The sequence below is a fragment of the Psychromonas ossibalaenae ATCC BAA-1528 genome (assembly GCF_000381745.1).
Lineage (GTDB): Bacteria > Pseudomonadota > Gammaproteobacteria > Enterobacterales > Psychromonadaceae > Psychromonas > Psychromonas ossibalaenae.
The window spans coordinates 74794-94465 of record NZ_KB906983.1 but is presented as its reverse complement, the minus strand read 5'-3'; the positions used below and the strand labels follow the sequence as shown (position 1 = coordinate 94465).

The window sequence follows — 19672 nt, the reverse complement described above, 5'->3', positions numbered from 1 at the left end:
CCAGGGGCACTTTATAAAGCCCACCCGCCGGAAGAAGCGCGAAGAATACTTAACAAACTGGAATTTCATTACACTCCGAAGCATGCCAGCTGGCTGAATATGGCGGAAATAGAGATTGGAGTTATGAGTAAACAGTGTCTGGACAGGCGCATACCGGACATGGATACATTAAAACGGGAGTTATCCGCTTGGGCGCTTAAACGCAATGAGAAAAAAGAAACGATAAACTGGATGTTCGATGTAGATGCCGCACGTTCAAAACTTAACAAAGCGCACGGCAAACTTATAAAGTCAACTAATCAAAATTAATTGGAAAAGGCACTAGTTACATCAATTAATGCCTTGCTAGTATCAATTTTTCCTACGCCTAAAACTGACCATTTAGTTAATCAGTTTGGTATAATTTAAAGCACAACTTTCTTTGTTGTAATAAAAACTCATATCATTGTGCAATGCCGTTAGATTAAGCAGTTTCAGGTTAGCATGATACTAGAAGGGTAATTACGACACAAAAAACTTCAAACATCCCCTTTTTCACAACTCATCAAGATGATTGTTAAACATTATTGATCACACATTTATTTGATCTTTCTTTTAAAAATATAATCTATACCTAAAAACAACAAAACCTCATTATCAACAATACCTACTTATGGATACAATCCTGCCGTGAACATCACACTCACAAAGTAGTATTTTCTTTTTGATGAAATTTTAAGGAAATAAAATGAGTATAAATAAAACGAGTTTAAGATTAACAGTAGGGCTGGCAGCCATATTCTCTTTCGGACTATCAGCGGCTGATTGTACAGACGTGCCGGAATGGAGTGATCATTACCCAAATGCAGTATCAGGAGATCTTGTTCAACATGCTGACAACTTATATGAATGTCGAGAATGGCCTTATAGTCCTTGGTGTGTTGATCCAGCATACGTACCAGGAACATTTTATGGAGATGAAGCGTGGGATCACCTAGGAACCTGTGATGTGGCGACTATCCCTGAAGTTGATGTAACCTCGCCTCCATTTGTTCGCTCGGAAGAGGATTTTGAGGTTAGTGCAGAGGTTACAGATCCTAATGACGCCGGTATTGCTTTTGTTGATTTCTACATCGTTGATGCAGCCAATCAAGAAACTTTAATTGAACGAGTACTCGAAGCACCATACGAAACGACTTATTCGGGTCTCAACGCCGGAAAATATTCAATTTTAGTGTTTGCTGACGATAATGAATCAAATAGTTCGGTTGGTGAAAGTAACAATATTACCGTCGTTGAAACGGAGCTGCCGGCTATTAGAATGTTAGAGCCCTTGGATGGTGAACGCATAGAGTCTGGAGAGGATATTACGATTAGAGCGGTAACAACTACCTTTAATCCCGAGGATAGTATTGCACAGGTTGATTTTTTAATTGATGGAGAGATTGTTGGTCAAGCTCTTGAACAACCTTATGTTCTCGTGATCAAGGGAGGCCTGGCTGACGCTGATTATAAGGTGTCAACTCAAGTCACGACGAAGCTTGGCCATCAAGAAGTAAGTAATACTTCTAATATTTTAGTTTACACGCCATCAGAAGTGACAGATACCTTTAATCCTTATTGGACATCTTGGGGCACTAGCGACGCCGAGATGAGTTTATTGACTGATAAAACAAATACAATAAATTTGGCTTTTGCTCAAGTTATAGATGATTTTACAGTGATTGGCTCTGATTCTCTTCTTCAGTATCGAGGAGAAAACACACCTGAGGTAGTCGACTGGGTCGATGCATCCTATTTGAACTGGACCTCTAAAAAGTACCATTCTCCAGAGACAAATGTTGTCTTATCTTTTGGTGGAGCGACCTATAATGCCATGTGGGATCTATTGAAAGACACTAACAACGTAGAAAGTTTTTCCAATGCCCTCATTGATATAACCCATGAAAAATTCCCTGTTTATTTAAAAAATGATATTGGCAGTTATACAAAACAAGGTTATGTCACTCTAGATGGAGTAGATATAGATATAGAGCCTGCTGGTATGGAAAAGGACGAGGTGTGGTCTGAGAATATAGCTCAAACCATCAATCATTACTCTACAAATAACGGAGATAAAATAATAATGCTGACTGGGATGCACACTGCGGGTGATGACCCATCTTGCCAAAATGTAAGTTCTTTCGAACAAGGCTGCAGCTACCCAGCCGGAACACATTATGCGGGCGGATTGACAAAAGTTCTTAGCAGTATTAAAGATAATAATATAGACCTGACTAGCTATCAGGTTATGGCTTATGATGCTGGAATTCAAGGTGTTGATTATGACTGGAAAATAGCGTTAAGCAATCTAGAGCAATACCTTGATGCAGATAAAATTATTTTGGGTGTATCGATTGGCGAACAGTGGGGGCCTACCGGGCGTTTCATTGAATCAATGGAGACCATCAAAGCAAAAACTTTAGAGCAACAAGCTTTAGGGTATGGTGGTGTTATGGTTTGGGCGGTAGGAGCTGCTGAAGCTGAGACCGCACCTGTACAAGTTGAGCAAATGAATGAAATTGCTGATACTTTTATTGAAGATTAATAACCGATAGACAAACATTCTTACGAGCTATAGCAGCTTACCTATGGTGAGCTGCTTTTTATTTTTAGATGCACAGAATTATTTGGCTCTGTTCCAGTTAACTGTTGTCGCACCTATTAACGATTAAATTACAATGTGTTATGAAAACACAAAAATAACCGCAATTTTAATCTTTACAAAGAGTTAGGTGTAGATAAAAAAGCTAGCAACAATATTCTTGAAAAGAGCCAATTATTTACAGGACCCTTATGGCCTTTGTAGTTACTGAATATCCTCATTTTCATTATCAGCAGGCACTTTTGTTTTTGCTTTATATATATCGACCAGAAAAATAAAAATTAAACAAGGTATGTAAGTAATAAAGCCCATCCAAATCCCCATTGTTAAAGGACTAATCGCCAAAACTAAAAGTGATATTGATATAAACGATGCCAAAGCAGCCTTAATAGGTGACATAGTTCTACCAAACACTTTATTGGCAAGCCTAGTTGGCAAAAAAATAATAATAAGTGCGCTTAAATATTGTTCAATCATTTGCGAGACTCTTCCTAAATGCATAACGTCTTATTAGACGGAAAACTTCCATGCTTCCACAGGAAGGTGCCCATCAACCATAAATTAAACGCACTTTACATTCCTACCTTACTTTTATCAAATGATTATGTATTCACCATCAAAGCCTTTCGTACCAATACTCAAACACAACCCTACCTCTTCTGCACCCAGCTTAAATAGTTTCATGTGATCACCAATGTTCAGCACTTCTTTGATAGTTAACGGCTTTGTTTCAATCTCAAAAATCCATGTAAGCGCTGATAGTATCTTCGCTGCCGTAATCTTTGTTTTAACTGGCATTAGTTAAACCTCCATTAAATTTTCTCCATCATCGTTAACTAAAAATAAGAGATTCATATATTTAATTATTTACTTATGATTTAAAAACTATTGGATATCCTCAATTTATTGAGACGGCAAAATAACCTGATGAAAAGATAATGCAGACATGAGTATTTGGATAGAAAAAAAATGTAGATTCAGCTATTTGACCGTACGTGATCAGGAAAACGACTATTTACCATATTGGTATTAAGTGTATGAATTTTAAAGCTATGATATAAAATATTATATATTTTATATCTTGTATGTTTACAATCTAACTGTACTGCAGTATTTATGCCCCTTCGATAACACTAGCTCTTTATGAGTATAAGGAAACTACACCATGAAAAAACAAGTATTTATTCTTTGTGCCACGGCCGCACTATTACCAAACGTAGTAAATGCAGCAGACTCCCACTCAGAAAAATATGAGCAAGTATCTGATAAAGTAATTGAGAAGCAGCGTTCTGAATTAGCTGAAAATACTAAAGGTAAAGGTTTTGGCCCGCAATCACCACGTGATATCGATTCAATAAAAGGAAGTAATCAACGTGTTTTTGGAAACAGCCCCGCCTATACATCAATGAATCTATGTAACATACATTTTCATAAAAATGCTGAACATAAAGGTGGTGAATTTACTAAATATGCAGGTAACGGAGATGGTCAGGGTTACAATAGTGGTTATGTTTACTCAGGTAAGTTAAGCAAGGCTGAATTAGCACCACTTAAAAATGATATTGGTGCGAGCGAGCATGGTAATTTATATCCAGGCGATACTATTGAAGTCCACTATGTACACTCGACGGCACAGGTTGAACCAGGTCCAACATTAGGCGCTTGTTTAGATGAATCAACTGGTAATCCACAACTACGTGTAGAAACGCAGGTATACGTATTAGTTAATGATACCGATGCATTAAACTTTTCAGAATTAACAGCTCACGGATTAAAAGCTGGTTATCAACAAGCCCTTAACATTCCAAATAATACCGGTACTGCTGTGGAATATAGCGGCTCAACAACTGGCCCGAGCTACAATGAAAAAGGCTCACCTTTCCAAGTATCTTGGAGCGTTCGCCCTAAAGTTGCTAAAGTAAGTATTGAAAGTGTTGGCAAATGGCTTGAAGGTAATGTATTTGACGAAGATCATGCACATGGCGTGAGAAACCTAGTGACCAACCCAGATTTACTGTCTGGTAAATAATAGCAAGGTAATATAATTACCGACCTTTACTCTACTCTTAGGTATTTTCATATACCCACTTTGTACAAACTCTCTAAAGGCAGCCGAATCGGCGGCCTTTTTGTGTTTTTAATACCCTATAGAAGCAAAGTTCACCTGCTAATCAATAATAGACTTCGCCTAAACGATATTCTCTGCGCATTTTCTTTTCCTGCAGACTAAATTCTTCTATTTTATCTATCCACTTACTTAGTTTAAAAAAAACTCATCATTGAATACTCCTAAGTCGTTCTTACAATTAAGTGAAATTTCGGCCTAATTACAACAAAATAATAACCGCTCCAATGGAGCTTCCTTACTCAAGTGTACATCTTCGAACGCAGCAGCACTCAATAGTTCAAATACCTTTATTCATGTTTTTGTCACTTACATTAATACCAAATCCATTAATTATCTATTCATTTACGCTTGTTAAAATGAATACTGGCTTCGTTATTGATTTTGCAATTAGAACAACTAGTTACTGTAATCAATGTCTTGTTTTCATCCATTTTCCTTACGCCTAAATAGATCATCTACTTAGTGGAATTGGTATAAGCAGCAGATACCTAAGAAGACACCTTCGAACACTTGGGGTATTTCTCTTCTTTTAGGTAAATTTCAGGCATAAAAAAACCCGCGTTTTGCAGGTTTTCCTGTATGCAGAAAGCATTCTAATTTGTTATTTCACTAGTCATTGGTTAAGGCATCAAAACCTTTGTCTAAAACATTTGAATAATCCTGTACGGAGAATGGTTCAAGTCTGATACCAATACTGCCGATACGAACCCATATTTTAACAATCTGAAATGTTTCCCCCTCTTTATCGGCCACGGTTTCTACATTTTCGGCAAATAAAACATCTTCGGTTTTGAACTCAAGCAGCTCACCGTTACTTGATAAGGGACTCAGGCGCAAAAAAACCTTGCCGGGATCCGATGCGCTTTGCCTGGCTTCCCCAATATAGGGAACAGCTTCCCCCAATAAACGATTTCTATCTGAATACTTTTCAAGCGCATACCCACTGGTAATCTCTTCAAAGATATTGGCTACCATAACAATCCCCTTATTTTATCGCCCTAACAAAAAATAAACCGTTCCATTATTTTTATCAAATACTTACCTGTCAATAATGTCAGGGGCGAGGTCTTCATCACTATTTGCCCGTATATATCCATCACGAGTAGATCGCGTGGTTCTGCAAAATATACTTTCCTGCCTGAGTCTGCATTTTATCCTCAAACAATTCGTCTATCTGCTGCCGATATTCGCCCTACTTCCGCCCCCCCTCTAAAAGATGCTTACTGGCAGCCCACCCTTTTAATATATTTTTTTTTGATAAAACCACTCTAAATAGCCTCCTGATGGATTTTTATACTACATTCAATACAGGCTCTAGAGATTCTTAGTCAGGATTTATCTTTCAACATCAAGCACTGACAAGATTATTTCTAAACAGAAGGCATCCACCTAGCCGTTTTTATCTGTTTTCAAACAGCATAGATAGTCCCAAAAATAGGAAAACAATAATGACTAGATGGTATGACAAACACCCGAATTTAAGAAAACAACTGAATGAATTTAAAGAGATGCATCAGAAAGTTAGGGAGCCTATCGTAAAAGAGATAATAGATCTGGTGAAGAAACATGACCTAAGCCTGCTTTCTTATGAAAAAGCTTTTGAGTTCCCCTTCGACTGTAATCGCCGCCGCTGGTATGACAATGATCCGCACCTCTGGCTGATGTTTAACATTTTAAAAGTCGCCGATGAAACTCTGCTGCAGTCAGTCGAAGAATACCTTGAAAACAGAGAAAAAGTTGTCGCATAACCCGCAGCTTTTTCTAAGCACAGTTATAGCAATCAGACGAAGAATCGCAGTATTTCATACCATTAAAGTAGGAACGGTTAAGACAGGTAGTCAGACTGTTCATCAGCAGCACTAAGCTGACCGTACAGCAGTCTTATTAAGGGGTTGTAAAAAAGGCCGTTCAATTACATTTGAACGGCCTTTATATTACTCTTCAGTTTTCTTTTTGCGGCGCATCGGCGCAAAACCGACATCCTTCGCTTCATGGAAGGTTTTATTTGGAGCCGCTTTAACTTTCGGCTTTTTCTTAATCACTTTCTTTTTGCCGGCATTATCTGCTGCGGCACTCTTAACCGGTTTTGCGAGAACTTCTTTAATACCTTTAAATTTTGGTTTGATACCTTCAACACGATCAAAGCTGATATGCTGCTGTACAAACTCTTCAACTTTTTTGAAATTAACCCAGTCTTTAGGACCGATAATTGAAATCGCATCGCCCTTCTCACCAGCACGACCAGTACGGCCGATACGGTGGATATACTCTTCGGTATGCTTAGGTATGTCGAAGTTGATAACGTGGCTGACATTAAGCAGATCCAGGCCGCGAGAGGCAATATCCGTTGTTACCAGTATCTTCTCTTTACCGCGTGAAAATGAATCCATTATTTTATTGCGGTTGTTCTGCGTTAAGTCACCATGCAGCGCAAGTGTGCTGAAGCCTTTTTCAGTTAAGACTTCACTTAAACGTTCGGTATCTTTACGGGTCGCAGTGAAAATAATAATCTGTTTTGCACTTTCATTTTTAACAAAGTGAAACAGTAACTTTTCTTTCTGATTTAAATTATCGGCAAGATAAAAACGCTGTGATATCTCACTGTGCTGCTGATTTTCTTCACCAACGGCAATCCTCACCGGTGCTTTTAATAATTCGCCGGCAAATTCATTCACTTCAGCATGACCAAGCGTGGCAGAAAATAATAACGTCTGGCGTAATCTGTGGCTTGCTTCTTCGTTAATTGCTTTTAACTGCTCAGCAAAACCTAAATCCAGCATACGGTCCGCTTCATCTAAGATTAACAGCTCTAAGCCATGAAGGTGTAATAGGCCTTTTTTAAGATGATCAACAATTCGTCCGGGTGTACCGACAACAAAGTGCGGGTCTTTATCCAGCGCTTTAACCTGATCGTTAAAGTTTTCACCGCCTAGCACTAAGGTAGATTTCAAACTGGTATTAGCCACCAGTAAACGCAGTTGTGAATACACTTGTTTGGCCAGTTCTCGTGTCGGTGTGAGAATTAATACACGCGGATCGCGTTTAGTCAACGCACGCGTTTTTAAAACACGCTGCATAGCTGGAAGCAGAAATGCCAAAGTTTTACCCGAACCCGTCTTTGATGATGCCAGTAAATCTTTTCCTGCAACAGCAATTGGAATTGCATCCGCTTGAATTTGTGTCGTTTCAGTAAATCCCAAGTGAGATAGTGAAATAATTAAACGGCGGTCAACGGGTAAATCATCAATGAGCAAAGCATTCTCCAAAAAAAGGTAATTAAAGTTTCAAACGCGTAGTATAAACCCTTAAGCTGGAAAAGAAGAAATTAAGTTTAATAACAGGCAAAAAAAAGAGCCGGCAATGCAGGCTCTTTTGTAACAGCGGAGAATTGTTTCCCGCCGTATTCGATAAGGAAAACACTTAAATAGCGCTTAGACCCATTTCAAAAATCAATTTTTCAGCAGTACATTCAAACTGCAGTGAAACTTCACAGCTCACACCGCTTTCAGCCGTTGTTTCTTTTTTGCTTACCTGAACGGTTGCAAAACGCGCCGTTGCCGCATCAATATACTTTTTAGCAAGCAGGTCAACACTTTCCTGATCTGCACCGCTAAACGGTAATACCAGCACAGTATCATCTTCAGCAATAACACTGCCTAGTTCAACAATAGTTCCACACGCTTCACATACATCATCTGCATTTTTATCTTGAGACATAACAACCTCCCCGGTCGTATATAAATAAAATATGCCACTGATTATACTGCGCTTTAAGCAAAAAAAAAGGCGATAATTAATTATCGCCTTTTAACTTTAACTGTTTAAGAGAATATTAAGCTAACGGGTACTTTTCTAAGTCCCAGATAGTGTTTGCGTAATCTTCAATTGAACGGTCTGAGTTGAATTTACCCATCGCACCAGAGTTAAGAATTACTTTCTCAGCCCATAGTGACTTGTTACGGTAAGTCTCGTCAATGTCCTGATGCGCTTTACAGTATGATGCGTAATCAGCTAGACATAGGTACTCATCACCGCCTTCAAGCAGAGTGCGTTTGATGTCTGATAATGCACCTGGGTGTCCTGGTGTAAAGAAGTCAGAATCTAACCAGTCTAATACTGCTTTTAACTCAGGGTTAGCGTAGTAGTAGTCATAAGGTTTATAACCGCTTTCCTTCAGCTCTTTCACTTCTGCAACACTTAGACCGAAGATAAACATGTGCTCAGCACCAATCTCTTCTGCCATTTCGATATTCGCGCCGTCCATAGTACCAACAGTTAATGCACCGTTGATTGCGAATTTCATGTTACCAGTACCAGATGCTTCTAGACCCGCAGTTGAAATCTGCTCAGAGATATCAGCAGCCGGGAATAGTTTCTCAGCAAGTGATACACGGTAGTTTGGTAAGAATACAACTTTCAGTTTACCTTTCACGCGCTCATCATTATTTACTTTATCAGCAATTTTGTTTAGTGCGTAAATAATCTGTTTAGCCATATGGTAACCCGGTGCAGCTTTTGCGCCGAATACAAATACACGTGGAACCATATCGTAATCAGGGTTGTCTAGCAGACGTTTGTACAGCGTTAAAATATGAATCATATTCAGCTGCTGACGTTTGTACTCGTGCAGACGTTTGATTTGAATATCAAAGATAGCATCAGCAGAAACTTCAACACCAGTCAGATCTTTAATGATTTTAGCTAGTTCAAGTTTGTTGTCTTTCTTGATATCCATGAAGCGTTTCTGCAGCGCAACATCTTGTGCTTTAGGTAATACACCACGCAGTTTATCAAGATTTACAACCCAGTCAGCGCCGACTTCGTCATCGTATAGTGAAGCAAGTTTAGGGTTACATGCTTTTAACCAGCGGCGTGGTGTCACACCGTTTGTAACGTTAACCAGTTTAGTCGGGAACAGCTCATGGAACTCTGGGAACAGGTCAGTTTTAACCAGCTCAGAGTGCACGGCAGCAACACCGTTTACTTTAAAAGATGTAACAACACATAGGTTTGCCATGCGTACTTTACGCTCACCTTCTTCTTCAATGATAGAAAGCTTAACTTTTTTCTGGTCATCGCCAGGCCATTTCTCTTCAACTAAGTTTAAGAACTGACGGTTGATTTCATAAATGATCTCAAGGTGACGAGGTAATACTTTTTCAAACAGGCTTACAGACCATTTTTCTAGTGCTTCAGGCAATAGAGTGTGGTTTGTGTATGCGAAGACTTTTTGACAAAGTGACCATGCGAAATCCCAATCTAGACGCTCTTCATCAACCAAGATGCGCATTAGTTCAGGGATAGCGATTGTCGGATGCGTATCATTTAACTGAATCGCAACTTTCTCTGCCAGCTTAGTCCAGTCATTATTAGCACGTTTAAAGCGGCGTAGAATATCTTTAACAGAACAAGCACAGAAGAAGTACTGCTGAACTAAACGTAACTCTTTACCTTCTTGGGTTTCATCATTCGGGTATAGTACTTTTGAAACTGTTTCTGCTTGTGATTTTTCTGCCTGAGCATCAACATAACCACCGGCATTAAATACGTCCCAGTCGAACGCTTCATCGGCGCGGCTTTCCCATAGACGTAAAATATTAACTGTTTTAGCACCGTAACCAACAATCGGCACATCCCATGGCACACCTTTTAGTTTCTGACCGGCATGCCATACTTTGTGTGAACCACCTTCTTCATCAAAAACAGTTTCAACATAACCATATAACGGTACATGCTGAATAGATTCAGGACGGCAGATTTCCCAAGGGTTGCCGTATTCACGCCATGTATCAGGACGCTCAATCTGACGGCCGTCCTGGAATGACTGTGCGAATAAACCATGTTCATAATGGATACCGTAACCGATTGCAGGGTAACCAAGTGTTGCTAGAGAATCGATGAAACATGCAGCAAGACGACCCAGACCGCCATTACCCAGTGCCATATCCGGCTCTTCATCACAAATTTCGTATAAGTCTTTACCTAGGCCTTTTAATGCTTCTTCGGCTACTTTGAACAGCTCTAGGTTATGCAGGTTGTTTGAAAGTAAACGACCCATTAAGAATTCAAGAGATAAGTAGTTTACTGAACGTACATCTTTTCCTGCGTGATTCTGCTGAGTTTTTGTCAGCTTATCGAAAACGACTTCATTTACTGCGTAACAAGTTGCATTCCACCATGCTTTATTGTTCGCTTTATCGCTGTCCGTACCTAAACCTTTACGTAAACGCTCAACAATTGCCTTTTGCATTTCTTCACTAGTACAATCAATAAACACTGGAGCTTCATGCTCGGCTGCCTTTACGGCACTTGATTTCTTCGCAGCTGTTTTTTTCACTGCGGTTTTCTTTACAGTTGCTTTTGCTTGATTCGTTTTAGTCGCCATGAGACACCTACATTTCCATATATTTAATAAATAGCGCAATTTTCATCAACTTGATGATTTGCTGCTGATTAGAGTTGAATAATCAACTTAGTATAAAGATCATTCAATTACCACTATTTTGTGATTCTTTACATTTTCCTCAAGTCTTTGTTTATTAACTTTAAAAATGTAGCTAAACAATAGTACCCGCTGAATTAATCGTCACCCTCCTATTTTCTACGCCCCCCCTCCTTGAAATAATTATTAATCTAAAGAAATTACAGTGCTTTTATGATGCAGGAAAAAGCACAATAAAATACTGTAACTCTTTATATATAAAGTAAAAAAAATCACATGGGCGTAGCCCGGGGGTAGACGATGTTTATACTATAAGTAACCAGGCGCACTCTGAAATTTCCGACATAACTAATTACGACCAAGATCACACTAATTAACACAAAAAGCATTTTTTAAGCAGAGTACAACTGCTGAGACGGGCTAAAACAAGAGGGAAACTCATTTAAAAAAAGCATCATATATTGATGCAGATCAGTAGCTCATTAGGCTTGTTATCAACTTACACTGACTTAAAAAATATCGTAGATCAAAAATGGGAGAATAAAATCACACGGTTTACAGCACAAAAAAAAGCGAAGGTGAATAACCTTCGCTCTGTTTATTTATAACACTGTTTTAAAGTGTTTCTATAAACCGCCTTTAGCAAATGCCTGAGCAACAATTTCTTGCGCTTCTTTCTGGATTTCAGCGATATGCTCTGCACCGATAAATGACTCAGAGTAAATTTTATAGATATTTTCTGTACCAGACGGACGAGCAGCAAACCAGCCGTTTTCAGTTGTCACTTTTAAACCGCCGATAGCCGCACCATTACCCGATGCATGAGTCAGTTTTGCAGTGATTCTTTCGCCGGCTAGTGTTTCAGCTTCAACCATTTCAGGGCTTAAGTTTGCCAGTACCGCTTTCTGCTCCGGTGTTGCCGGCGCATCAAAACGCTGATAAATAGGGGAGCCGAATTTTTCAGTAAATTCAGCGTAGTGTTCACCTGGATCTTTACCTGTTACAGCAATAATCTCAGCAGCCAGCAGCGCTAAGATAATACCGTCTTTATCTGTGCTCCATACTGTTCCGTCTTTACGCAGGAATGATGCTCCGGCACTTTCTTCACCACCGAAACCAAGCTTACCTTCATAAAGTCCGTCAACAAACCATTTAAAACCAACCGGTACTTCTGACATTTCGCGCTCAAGCTCAACCACAACACGGTCGATCATCGAACTTGAAACCAGCGTTTTACCGACAATTGCATCTTGAGGCCAGTCTGTTCTGTGTTTAAACAAGTAGTTAATGGCAACAGCAAGGTAATGGTTAGGGTTCAGCAGGCCTGAACTTTTAGTAACAATACCATGGCGGTCGTAATCCGGATCGTTAGCAATAGCAACATCAAACTTGTCTTTAAGTTCGATTAAACCAGCCATTGCATAAGGAGAAGAACAATCCATACGGATTTTTCCATCTTTATCCAGGGTCATGAAAGAGAAAGTAGGATCAACGCGATCGTTAACCACTTCGATATCTAAACCGTAGGTTTTAGCAATCACAGGCCAGTACGCAACACCTGAACCGCCTAATGTATCAACGCCGATTTTGATACCCGCTTTTGCAATCGCTTCTACATTAAGTACGTTTTTAAGATCATCCACATAAGGCTGAATGTAGTCATACTCTTCAACAAACTCAGACTCCATTGCTTCAGAGAAGTCCCACTGCTTAATATCATCAAACTGGTCATCTAATATCTGATTAGCACGATCCTGGATGATTTTAGTAACATCGCTGTCTGCCGGACCGCCGTTTGGCGGGTTATATTTAAAGCCGCCGTCTTCCGGTGGATTATGAGAAGGCGTAATAACAATACCGTCAGCTAAATTATCAGGATTTTCATTGTTGTACTGCAGAATAGCATGAGAGATAACAGGAGTAGGAGTATAACCGCCGCCTGCCTGTACAATCACTTTAATGCCGTTAGCAACTAAAACCTGTACTGCAGAAGCAAATGCCGGCTCAGACAAAGCATGTGTGTCTTTGCCGATAAACATAGGCCCTGTATATCCTTGTTCGATACGGTATTCAGCTAATGCCTGGCTGATTGCTAAGATATGCAGTTCAGTGAAAGCGTTCTTAAATGAACAGCCTCGGTGCCCTGAAGTACCGAATGCAACCTGCTCGCTTGCAATGCTCACATCAGGAATATTGATATAATAAGCTGACACTAATTTCGGAATGTCTACTAAATCACTTGCTTGTGCAGTTTTACCCGCGCGTGGATGAATTGCCATAATTGTTACTACCTCAAAAATATAAATAAAAATGTTTCTATAAATATGCTTACTAGATAATCATGTAACTTGTTATGCCCAGTCCCCCAATATGCCTAAGTCAGCATATTGAAGTAGTTCAGGCGGTATTAAATTTCTTCTTTTATGCGCTCAATCAGATGATGCGGATATCCCATACAAGCCATCATCTGCGTTAAAATAATACGTTTTCTGCCGGTGTTGGCATTTGTAATCACCCAAAACGGGGTATTAGGAATTGCACGAGGTTTACTGGCTTTAAATAAAGCAAGCTCTTCCTGGTTGTCAGATGCTAATAATGCAGATAAATTTTGCCCTAAATAATCACGGGTGCGCCCTTTGGTTTTTTCAGCTGCTTCTACAAAGCGGTCTTTATTTTCATAATACATCGCGGTCAGCATCATCATAAATTTATTAGTCACAACGGATTCTAATTTAAAAGCCTCACTATCAAATAAAACTTCTACACCATGTGCAAGCGGTTCACTTAATGAAGGTGCAGAAGTGTGAGGTACAGCAGGCGGATTCGCTTTAATCTCACTTTCTGGAGAGGAATAAACCGGCTCCGAAACAGAAACAACAGGCTCAGGTTTTTCAGCAGCAAGCTGCGGCAGTGTATTTTCATCAGCAGCAGCCGGCAGAGAAAGTAATCGACGCAATATTTGTGAAGGCGTTTCACCAAAAGCCTCTATATTAGTCAGAATATATTTATAAAGGTCGTCTTCTATTTCAATTTGTTTCATTCTTTCACCATTCGCTTTTTACATAACCATTGACGTTTACTACGCAGCGCTAATCAGACAATCATATTATTTCGATAAGTCTCATTAACAGTGCTCGATATTGGGGAAACACTGCCAATGTAACAACTATGTTAAACTCAACAGAGATTATGCTTGAGTTATGACATCTGTAATTCGATAATCCCACATATTTTCACTTAAAATAGAATCTTATGCTACTTAATTACCAACAAAAACAAACAGCTTTAAATGAAAGTGAGCAAAAATGTGAGGTTGTTTTTATCATTCACGGATTATTCGGCAGTTTATCAAATCTATCTCTATTAGCAAAGGCTCTGCAGAAGACCCATAACACGGTTAATGTCGACTTACGTAACCACGGAAAAAGCCCTCATTGTGCAGACATGTCTTATCAGGAGATGGCTGAAGATATTTTTGAACTGGCAGATTTCCTCAATATTGAATCATTTTCAATTGTCGGACATTCAATGGGCGGTAAGGTGGCGATGACCTGTGCTTTACTTCATCCAGAGCGCATCAATAAAATCGTTGTCGCTGATATCGCCCCCATTAATTATCCAGATAAACACAGTGACGTTTTTGCGGGTCTGCGGGTTGTTGCAGATCAGCATATAGAAAGCAGACAAGCAGCGGAACAGCTGCTCAGTGAATATGTACAAACGCCGGAAATTCGCCAGTTTCTGCTTAAATCATTACAGAAGAAGCAGGATGGTTATCAGCTGCAGTTTAATTTAGCGGCTATGTACAAAAATTACCACTCAATAAGAGGCTGGCTGCCTTCTGAAAATATATTTAATAAACAAACGCTGTTTATTAAGGGCGCAAAATCAGATTACATTCTCCCGGAGAATCAGGCAGATATTTTACGCTACTTTCCTAAAGCAAAAGCAAAAGTAATTGATAATACAGGGCATTGGCTACACGCTGAAAAAGCAAAAACATTTAATCGCCTGGTCAGCCAGTTTTTTAATTAACCAGCTTTTATAGCAGAGAGGCTTAAAAAGTAGTGTTTCAACGCATTTTAACGACAAATAGTTATTAAACATTACCCTGAATCTGCATTTCAAGTTCTTTGGGGATATGCTATATTCCTCTTTTTTGAATGAAGCTGGTTTTATGTTGCAAGAATATACTGAACAAATTGAAACAATCGGCCTGTACGGTTTTTATCTGCTGCTTTTTCTGCTGATAGGACTCTCCATTCAAGATGTATTAAAACGCGGTAATGTGCCGAAATTTGGACGTAACGTCGTATGGGCAGTCCTGTTTTTCGGCTGCATCGGTTTTATATCCAAAGCAATTATCGAAATAGTCTGGATCAGCACAGAAACAATCTAGTGCATCTAACTACAAATTAAACAAATACTTTTAGGTAAAATAATGGCAAAAGAATCATTTGATCGTATTACCCACGATCTTTTTGCTGATGAGGTACGTCCCGGCAGGCCTAAAAGCAATCCGCATTCTCGTCAAGTACAGCTTAAAATCAACAAGCAGAAACAGATACAGCGAGATAAGCAGAAAGGTTTAAAACGTATTGAATTAAAAGTCGACAGCCAGTTGTTTGAAATACTCAACAAGCTGTCAAAAGAGCAGGACATCAGTCGCGGTGAGCTGATTACTCAGCTGCTTAACGCACAGTTAAATTAATTAATACAAGGTATACAAGTATGACAAGTGTAGGTATTTTTTTTGGTAGTGACACTGGCAACACTGAAGCTGTTGCTAAAATGCTGCAGAAAGAACTTGGTAAAAATTTAGTAGAAGTAAAAGACATCGCTAAAAGCAGCAAAGAAGAAATTGCTGAATACAGCCTGCTTTTATTCGGTATTCCTACCTGGTATTACGGTGAAGCGCAGTGTGACTGGGATGATTTTTTCCCTGATTTAGAAGATATTGATTTTACCGATAAGTTAGTGGCTATTTTCGGCTGCGGTGATCAAGAAGATTATGCAGAATACTTCCTTGATGCGATGGGCCAGCTTGGTGATATAGTAGAGAGTAAAGGTGCCGTTATTGTTGGAAACTGGTCAACTGAAGGTTACGAGTTTGAAGCATCAAAAGCACTGGTAGATGATAACAACTTTATCGGCCTTGGTATCGATGAAGATCGTCAGCCGGAATTAACAGCCTCACGTGTAAAAGCCTGGGCAGAACAGATTTACAATGAAATGTGCCTGGCAGAGCTTGCCGACTGAACCACTGACAGTTAAACCGTAGGGAACCATCATGTCTTTAGAAAACGATGCATTAAAAGAAGCCGGATTAAAAATAACTTCACCGCGTGTTAAAATTTTACGTCTGCTTCAACTGTCAGAGAACCAGCATATCAGTGCTGAAGATCTTTATAAGAAATTGCTCGAGCAGGGAGATGAAGTTGGTGTTGCAACGGTTTATCGCGTATTAAACCAGTTTGATGATGCCGGTATTGTTACCCGCCATCACTTTGAAGGCGGCAAATCAGTATTTGAACTTGCTAATCAGGAGCATCACGACCACCTGGTCTGCCTGAAGTGCGGTGAAGTAATCGAATTTAATGATGATTTAATTGAAAAACAACAAAAACTGATTGCTGATAAATATGGTATCCAACTTACTAACCACAGCCTTTACCTGTACGGTGAACCTGTTGATGGCATCTGTAAGCACAAATAAGTCATATACAGTCTAAATAAAAAGCCCCGTTTACAGTGTAAACGGGGCTTTTTTTATGCTTTATTAAACAGACAGCAGAAGAACACTCAGCAGTGCTCTCCTTAACAGAGTATTTAATCCATCGCTAATTTAAGTATCATCGCTTTACGACGGCGGATCTGTATCAGGGCAATTCCCCATAACATCAGCAGTGACGGAATATATAACCACTCTTTAGCCAGTGCGCCTTCGACAGGCATCTGCACCGATAATATTTTTTGATCCCAGTCAAGTCCCATAGCGGCGGCCGGACTGTCAAATGCTACATCATCAATTATCATGCTGCCGTCATTATCTATTAGGGTCAGTCCCATATTAGTTAAGCGTTGTTCACCCGATTCACCCTGTATCGGCAGGTGAACATAAAAGGTCACAGGTTCACCAATATCACTTAAACCGCTAACCTGCATTTTCATATCACGCGTACTGTGTGCATGCTGCAGTTCAGAAACAAGATTATAAGGTTCAATTTTCACGTAAGAGGGAGAAATCTTTTCCATAAAATAAGCCGGGCGGAACAGCGCAAATGCAATCAGCAGCATTGCCATCACTTCCAGCCAGCTGCAGTCATCGAAAAAGTATTTCTGCGTAGCTGCGGTAAAAATAAGAATAGCAACAGTGGCAATAATAAAGACACCAATGCCCTGCATCCAGCTCACATCAATTAGCAGCAGATCAGTATTGAAAATAAACAGGAAAGGTAAAATAGCAGTACGCAGACTGTAAAAGAATGCAATAACACTGGTTTTAATCGGCTTGCCGCCGGAAATAGCCGCAGCGGCAAAAGAAGCCAGCCCGACTGGAGGCGTTACATCGGCCATAATGCCGAAATAAAACACAAACAGATGCACTGCAATTAACGGTACAATCAGACCGTTCTGCTGTCCGACTTCAACAATAACCGAGGCTAACAGCGATGAAACAACAATATAGTTTGCAGTAGTCGGCAGTCCCATCCCTAAAATCAGGCTTAAAATACCAACAAAAATCAGCATTAATAAAATATTACCGCCTGATATGATCTCCACAATATCGGCCAGAGGCGCACCAACATTGGTTAACGCAACAACACCAACAATAATACCGGCAGTCGCGGTAGCAATACCTATGCTGACCATATTTTTAGCACCGATCTCCAAACCATCAAAAAGATCATTCACACCCGCTTTCAGCTGTGTGCCTAAATCACTTTCACCGCGAAAATAAGCAAACAGGGCTTTCTGGGTCAGCAGAATTGCCACTAATACCGCTGTTCCCCAAAAAGCTGATGTTCCGGGAGAAAGGCGCTCAATCATTAAACACCAGATTAAAACCACAACAGGTAATAAAAAGTGTAAACCTGAATTCACCGTTTCTTTTACCGGCGGCAGGTGCACGATCGGCTCGTTGGCATCTTCCAGTTCAAGCTCTGGAAATTTGGCACACCAGTAAGCAATAGCGATATATGCCAGTGTAATTAAGAATGCAATCACATAAAGCGAAGCTTCTCCGGCAAAGGCCTTAATCCAGCCCAGGCCGTAATAAACGATCAGTGACAGCAGACAGAAAGAGAAAACAATCAGCGCGCTGTTACGTAAACGTATCAGCAGAGCCGGCGGCTGCTTCGCTCTTTCTAAACCGTGCATTCCGGCTTTCATTGCTTCTAAATGAACAATATAAACCAGTGCAATATAGGAAATAAGTGCCGGTATTATTGCGTGTTTAACCACTTCAAAATAGGTGATGCCGACATATTCAACCATTAAGAAAGCAGCTGCGCCCATTACCGGCGGCATGATCTGCCCGTTAACCGAAGAAGCAACTTCAACAGCGCCGGCTTTTTCAGAAGTAAAACCGACTTTTTTCATCATAGGAATGGTAAAGGTACCGGTTGTAACAACATTAGCAATCGACGAGCCGGAAATTAACCCAGTCAGTCCCGATGCAATAACAGCAGCTTTAGCCGGACCGCCTCGTAAGTGCCCAAGTAAAGAAAAGGCCGTTTTAATAAAATAATTACCAGCGCCGGCTTTGTCTAAAAGTGCACCGAACAGTACAAACAAAAATACAAATTTGGTAGATACACCAAGTGCAATACCAAACACACCTTCAGTGGTGATCCACTGCTGGTTGACTATGGTAGTAATCTTATTGGCATTATGGGCAAGCAGCTGCGGTAAATTCGGCCCCATAAAGTTAAACGATAAGAAAATCAGTGCAATGACTGCTAATGGAGCACCAAGGCTTCTGCGCGTGGCTTCTAGTAGTATTAAGATACCTGCTACACCGGCAAAAATATCCATCTGACTAGGAATACCAACCCGCTGCACAATGCCGTCATAAAAAATAAAATAGTACGCGCCTAAAAATCCCCCTAACAAAGCTAAAATCCAGTCTCCGACAGGGACAACAGCTTTGTTAGAGTTTTTAAACGCAGGATAAGATAAAAAAGCCAGAAACAGTGCAAAAGCTAAATGAATTGATCGCGCTTTTGTATCATCAAATACAACTGTCAGGTCTAACCCGAGGTTATTGATAAACTGCTGGAAAATAAAAGGCACAGGCGAAGAAAAATAAAGCTGGAATAAAGACCAGGCAATCGCAGTCACTGTGATTAATTTCTTAACTCCACCGACCACATGACGCCCGCCGGTTTCTGTTTGTTCAACGAGCTCCTGCAGCTCATTTTCATCCATTATATGTATTGTTTCGCGCATAAAAACTTCTATATTTACTGAAAAGACA

At 40.0% G+C, this 19672-nt stretch carries 18 protein-coding genes; 9 read left to right on the top strand and 9 right to left on the bottom strand.

Annotated elements, in window-relative coordinates; all coding sequences use genetic code 11:
- Both G327_RS0110285 and G327_RS0110280 read left to right on the top strand, forming a co-directional pair.
- Positions 1-309, top strand: a 309-nt coding sequence (locus tag G327_RS0110285) for a transposase (RefSeq protein WP_019614688.1), incomplete at its 5' end; no start/stop codon positions are given.
- A gap of 418 nt (positions 310-727) precedes the next feature.
- A complete protein-coding gene (locus G327_RS0110280) occupies positions 728-2566 on the top strand; it encodes a glycosyl hydrolase family 18 protein (protein WP_019614687.1) in 1839 nt (612 codons plus the stop codon).
- 261 nt (positions 2567-2827) lie between these two features.
- Here the strand turns inward: G327_RS0110280 and G327_RS0110270 are convergent, their stop codons facing one another.
- The gene (locus tag G327_RS0110270; protein WP_019614686.1) at positions 2828-3100 is read right to left on the bottom strand and encodes a hypothetical protein; all 273 of its coding nucleotides are present in this window, start codon (positions 3098-3100) and stop codon (positions 2828-2830) included.
- A 117-nt stretch (positions 3101-3217) separates the two neighbouring features.
- Entirely contained in the window at positions 3218-3421 is a 204-nt protein-coding gene (locus tag G327_RS0110265; RefSeq protein ID WP_019614685.1) for a hypothetical protein, read from the bottom strand.
- A 367-nt stretch (positions 3422-3788) separates the two neighbouring features.
- On the opposite strand from G327_RS0110265, the gene G327_RS0110260 reads away from it, so the two are divergent.
- Positions 3789-4652 carry a delta-class carbonic anhydrase gene (locus G327_RS0110260; RefSeq protein ID WP_019614684.1) on the top strand — a complete coding sequence of 288 codons (864 nt, stop codon included), beginning with the start codon at positions 3789-3791 and terminating at the stop codon, positions 4650-4652.
- Between the two features lie 708 nt (positions 4653-5360).
- Here the strand turns inward: G327_RS0110260 and G327_RS0110255 are convergent.
- A complete protein-coding gene (locus G327_RS0110255) occupies positions 5361-5726 on the bottom strand; it encodes a hypothetical protein (RefSeq protein WP_019614683.1) in 366 nt (121 codons plus the stop codon).
- Between the two features lie 473 nt (positions 5727-6199).
- Here G327_RS0110255 and G327_RS0110250 point away from each other — a divergent pair, with 473 nt between their 5' ends.
- Positions 6200-6499 carry a hypothetical protein gene (locus G327_RS0110250; RefSeq protein ID WP_019614682.1) on the top strand — a complete coding sequence of 100 codons (300 nt, stop codon included), beginning with the start codon at positions 6200-6202 and terminating at the stop codon, positions 6497-6499.
- Positions 6500-6685: 186 nt separating this feature from the next.
- Here G327_RS0110250 and G327_RS0110245 read toward each other — a convergent pair whose 3' ends face one another.
- From G327_RS0110245 to G327_RS0110220, 5 genes are all read right to left on the bottom strand, one after another.
- Entirely contained in the window at positions 6686-8005 is a 1320-nt protein-coding gene (locus tag G327_RS0110245) for a DEAD/DEAH box helicase (RefSeq protein WP_019614681.1), read from the bottom strand.
- A 166-nt stretch (positions 8006-8171) separates the two neighbouring features.
- Positions 8172-8468 (bottom strand): DUF406 family protein, encoded by a 297-nt coding sequence (locus tag G327_RS0110240; RefSeq protein ID WP_019614680.1) that lies wholly within the window; start codon positions 8466-8468, stop codon positions 8172-8174.
- Positions 8469-8583: 115 nt separating this feature from the next.
- Entirely contained in the window at positions 8584-11136 is a 2553-nt protein-coding gene (locus G327_RS0110235; RefSeq protein ID WP_019614679.1) for a glycogen/starch/alpha-glucan phosphorylase, read from the bottom strand.
- 683 nt (positions 11137-11819) lie between these two features.
- Positions 11820-13472: a phosphoglucomutase (alpha-D-glucose-1,6-bisphosphate-dependent) gene (pgm, locus tag G327_RS0110225; RefSeq protein ID WP_019614677.1), complete on the bottom strand. Its 1653-nt coding sequence runs from the start codon at positions 13470-13472 to the stop codon at positions 11820-11822.
- A gap of 128 nt (positions 13473-13600) precedes the next feature.
- On the bottom strand, positions 13601-14233 hold the full coding sequence (locus G327_RS0110220; protein ID WP_019614676.1) for a replication initiation regulator SeqA: 633 nt from the start codon (positions 14231-14233) through the stop codon (positions 13601-13603).
- 212 nt (positions 14234-14445) lie between these two features.
- On the opposite strand from G327_RS0110220, the gene G327_RS0110215 reads away from it, so the two are divergent.
- From G327_RS0110215 to fur, 5 genes are all read left to right on the top strand, one after another.
- Positions 14446-15228, top strand: a complete 783-nt coding sequence (locus G327_RS0110215; RefSeq protein WP_019614675.1) for an alpha/beta fold hydrolase — start codon at positions 14446-14448, stop codon at positions 15226-15228.
- Positions 15229-15370: 142 nt separating this feature from the next.
- Complete coding sequence (locus G327_RS0110210) at positions 15371-15592, top strand: DUF2788 domain-containing protein (RefSeq protein ID WP_019614674.1); 222 nt, start codon at positions 15371-15373, stop codon at positions 15590-15592.
- Positions 15593-15634: 42 nt separating this feature from the next.
- Positions 15635-15904, top strand: a complete 270-nt coding sequence (gene ybfE / locus G327_RS0110205) for a LexA regulated protein (RefSeq protein ID WP_019614673.1) — start codon at positions 15635-15637, stop codon at positions 15902-15904.
- Between the two features lie 20 nt (positions 15905-15924).
- Positions 15925-16452 (top strand): flavodoxin FldA, encoded by a 528-nt coding sequence (fldA, locus tag G327_RS0110200; RefSeq protein WP_019614672.1) that lies wholly within the window; start codon positions 15925-15927, stop codon positions 16450-16452.
- A 31-nt stretch (positions 16453-16483) separates the two neighbouring features.
- Positions 16484-16909, top strand: a complete 426-nt coding sequence (gene fur / locus G327_RS0110195; RefSeq protein ID WP_019614671.1) for a ferric iron uptake transcriptional regulator — start codon at positions 16484-16486, stop codon at positions 16907-16909.
- Between the two features lie 113 nt (positions 16910-17022).
- Here the strand turns inward: fur and G327_RS0110190 are convergent, their stop codons facing one another.
- Entirely contained in the window at positions 17023-19644 is a 2622-nt protein-coding gene (locus G327_RS0110190) for a TRAP transporter permease (RefSeq protein ID WP_019614670.1), read from the bottom strand.
- Between the last annotated feature and the right edge of the window lie 28 nt (positions 19645-19672).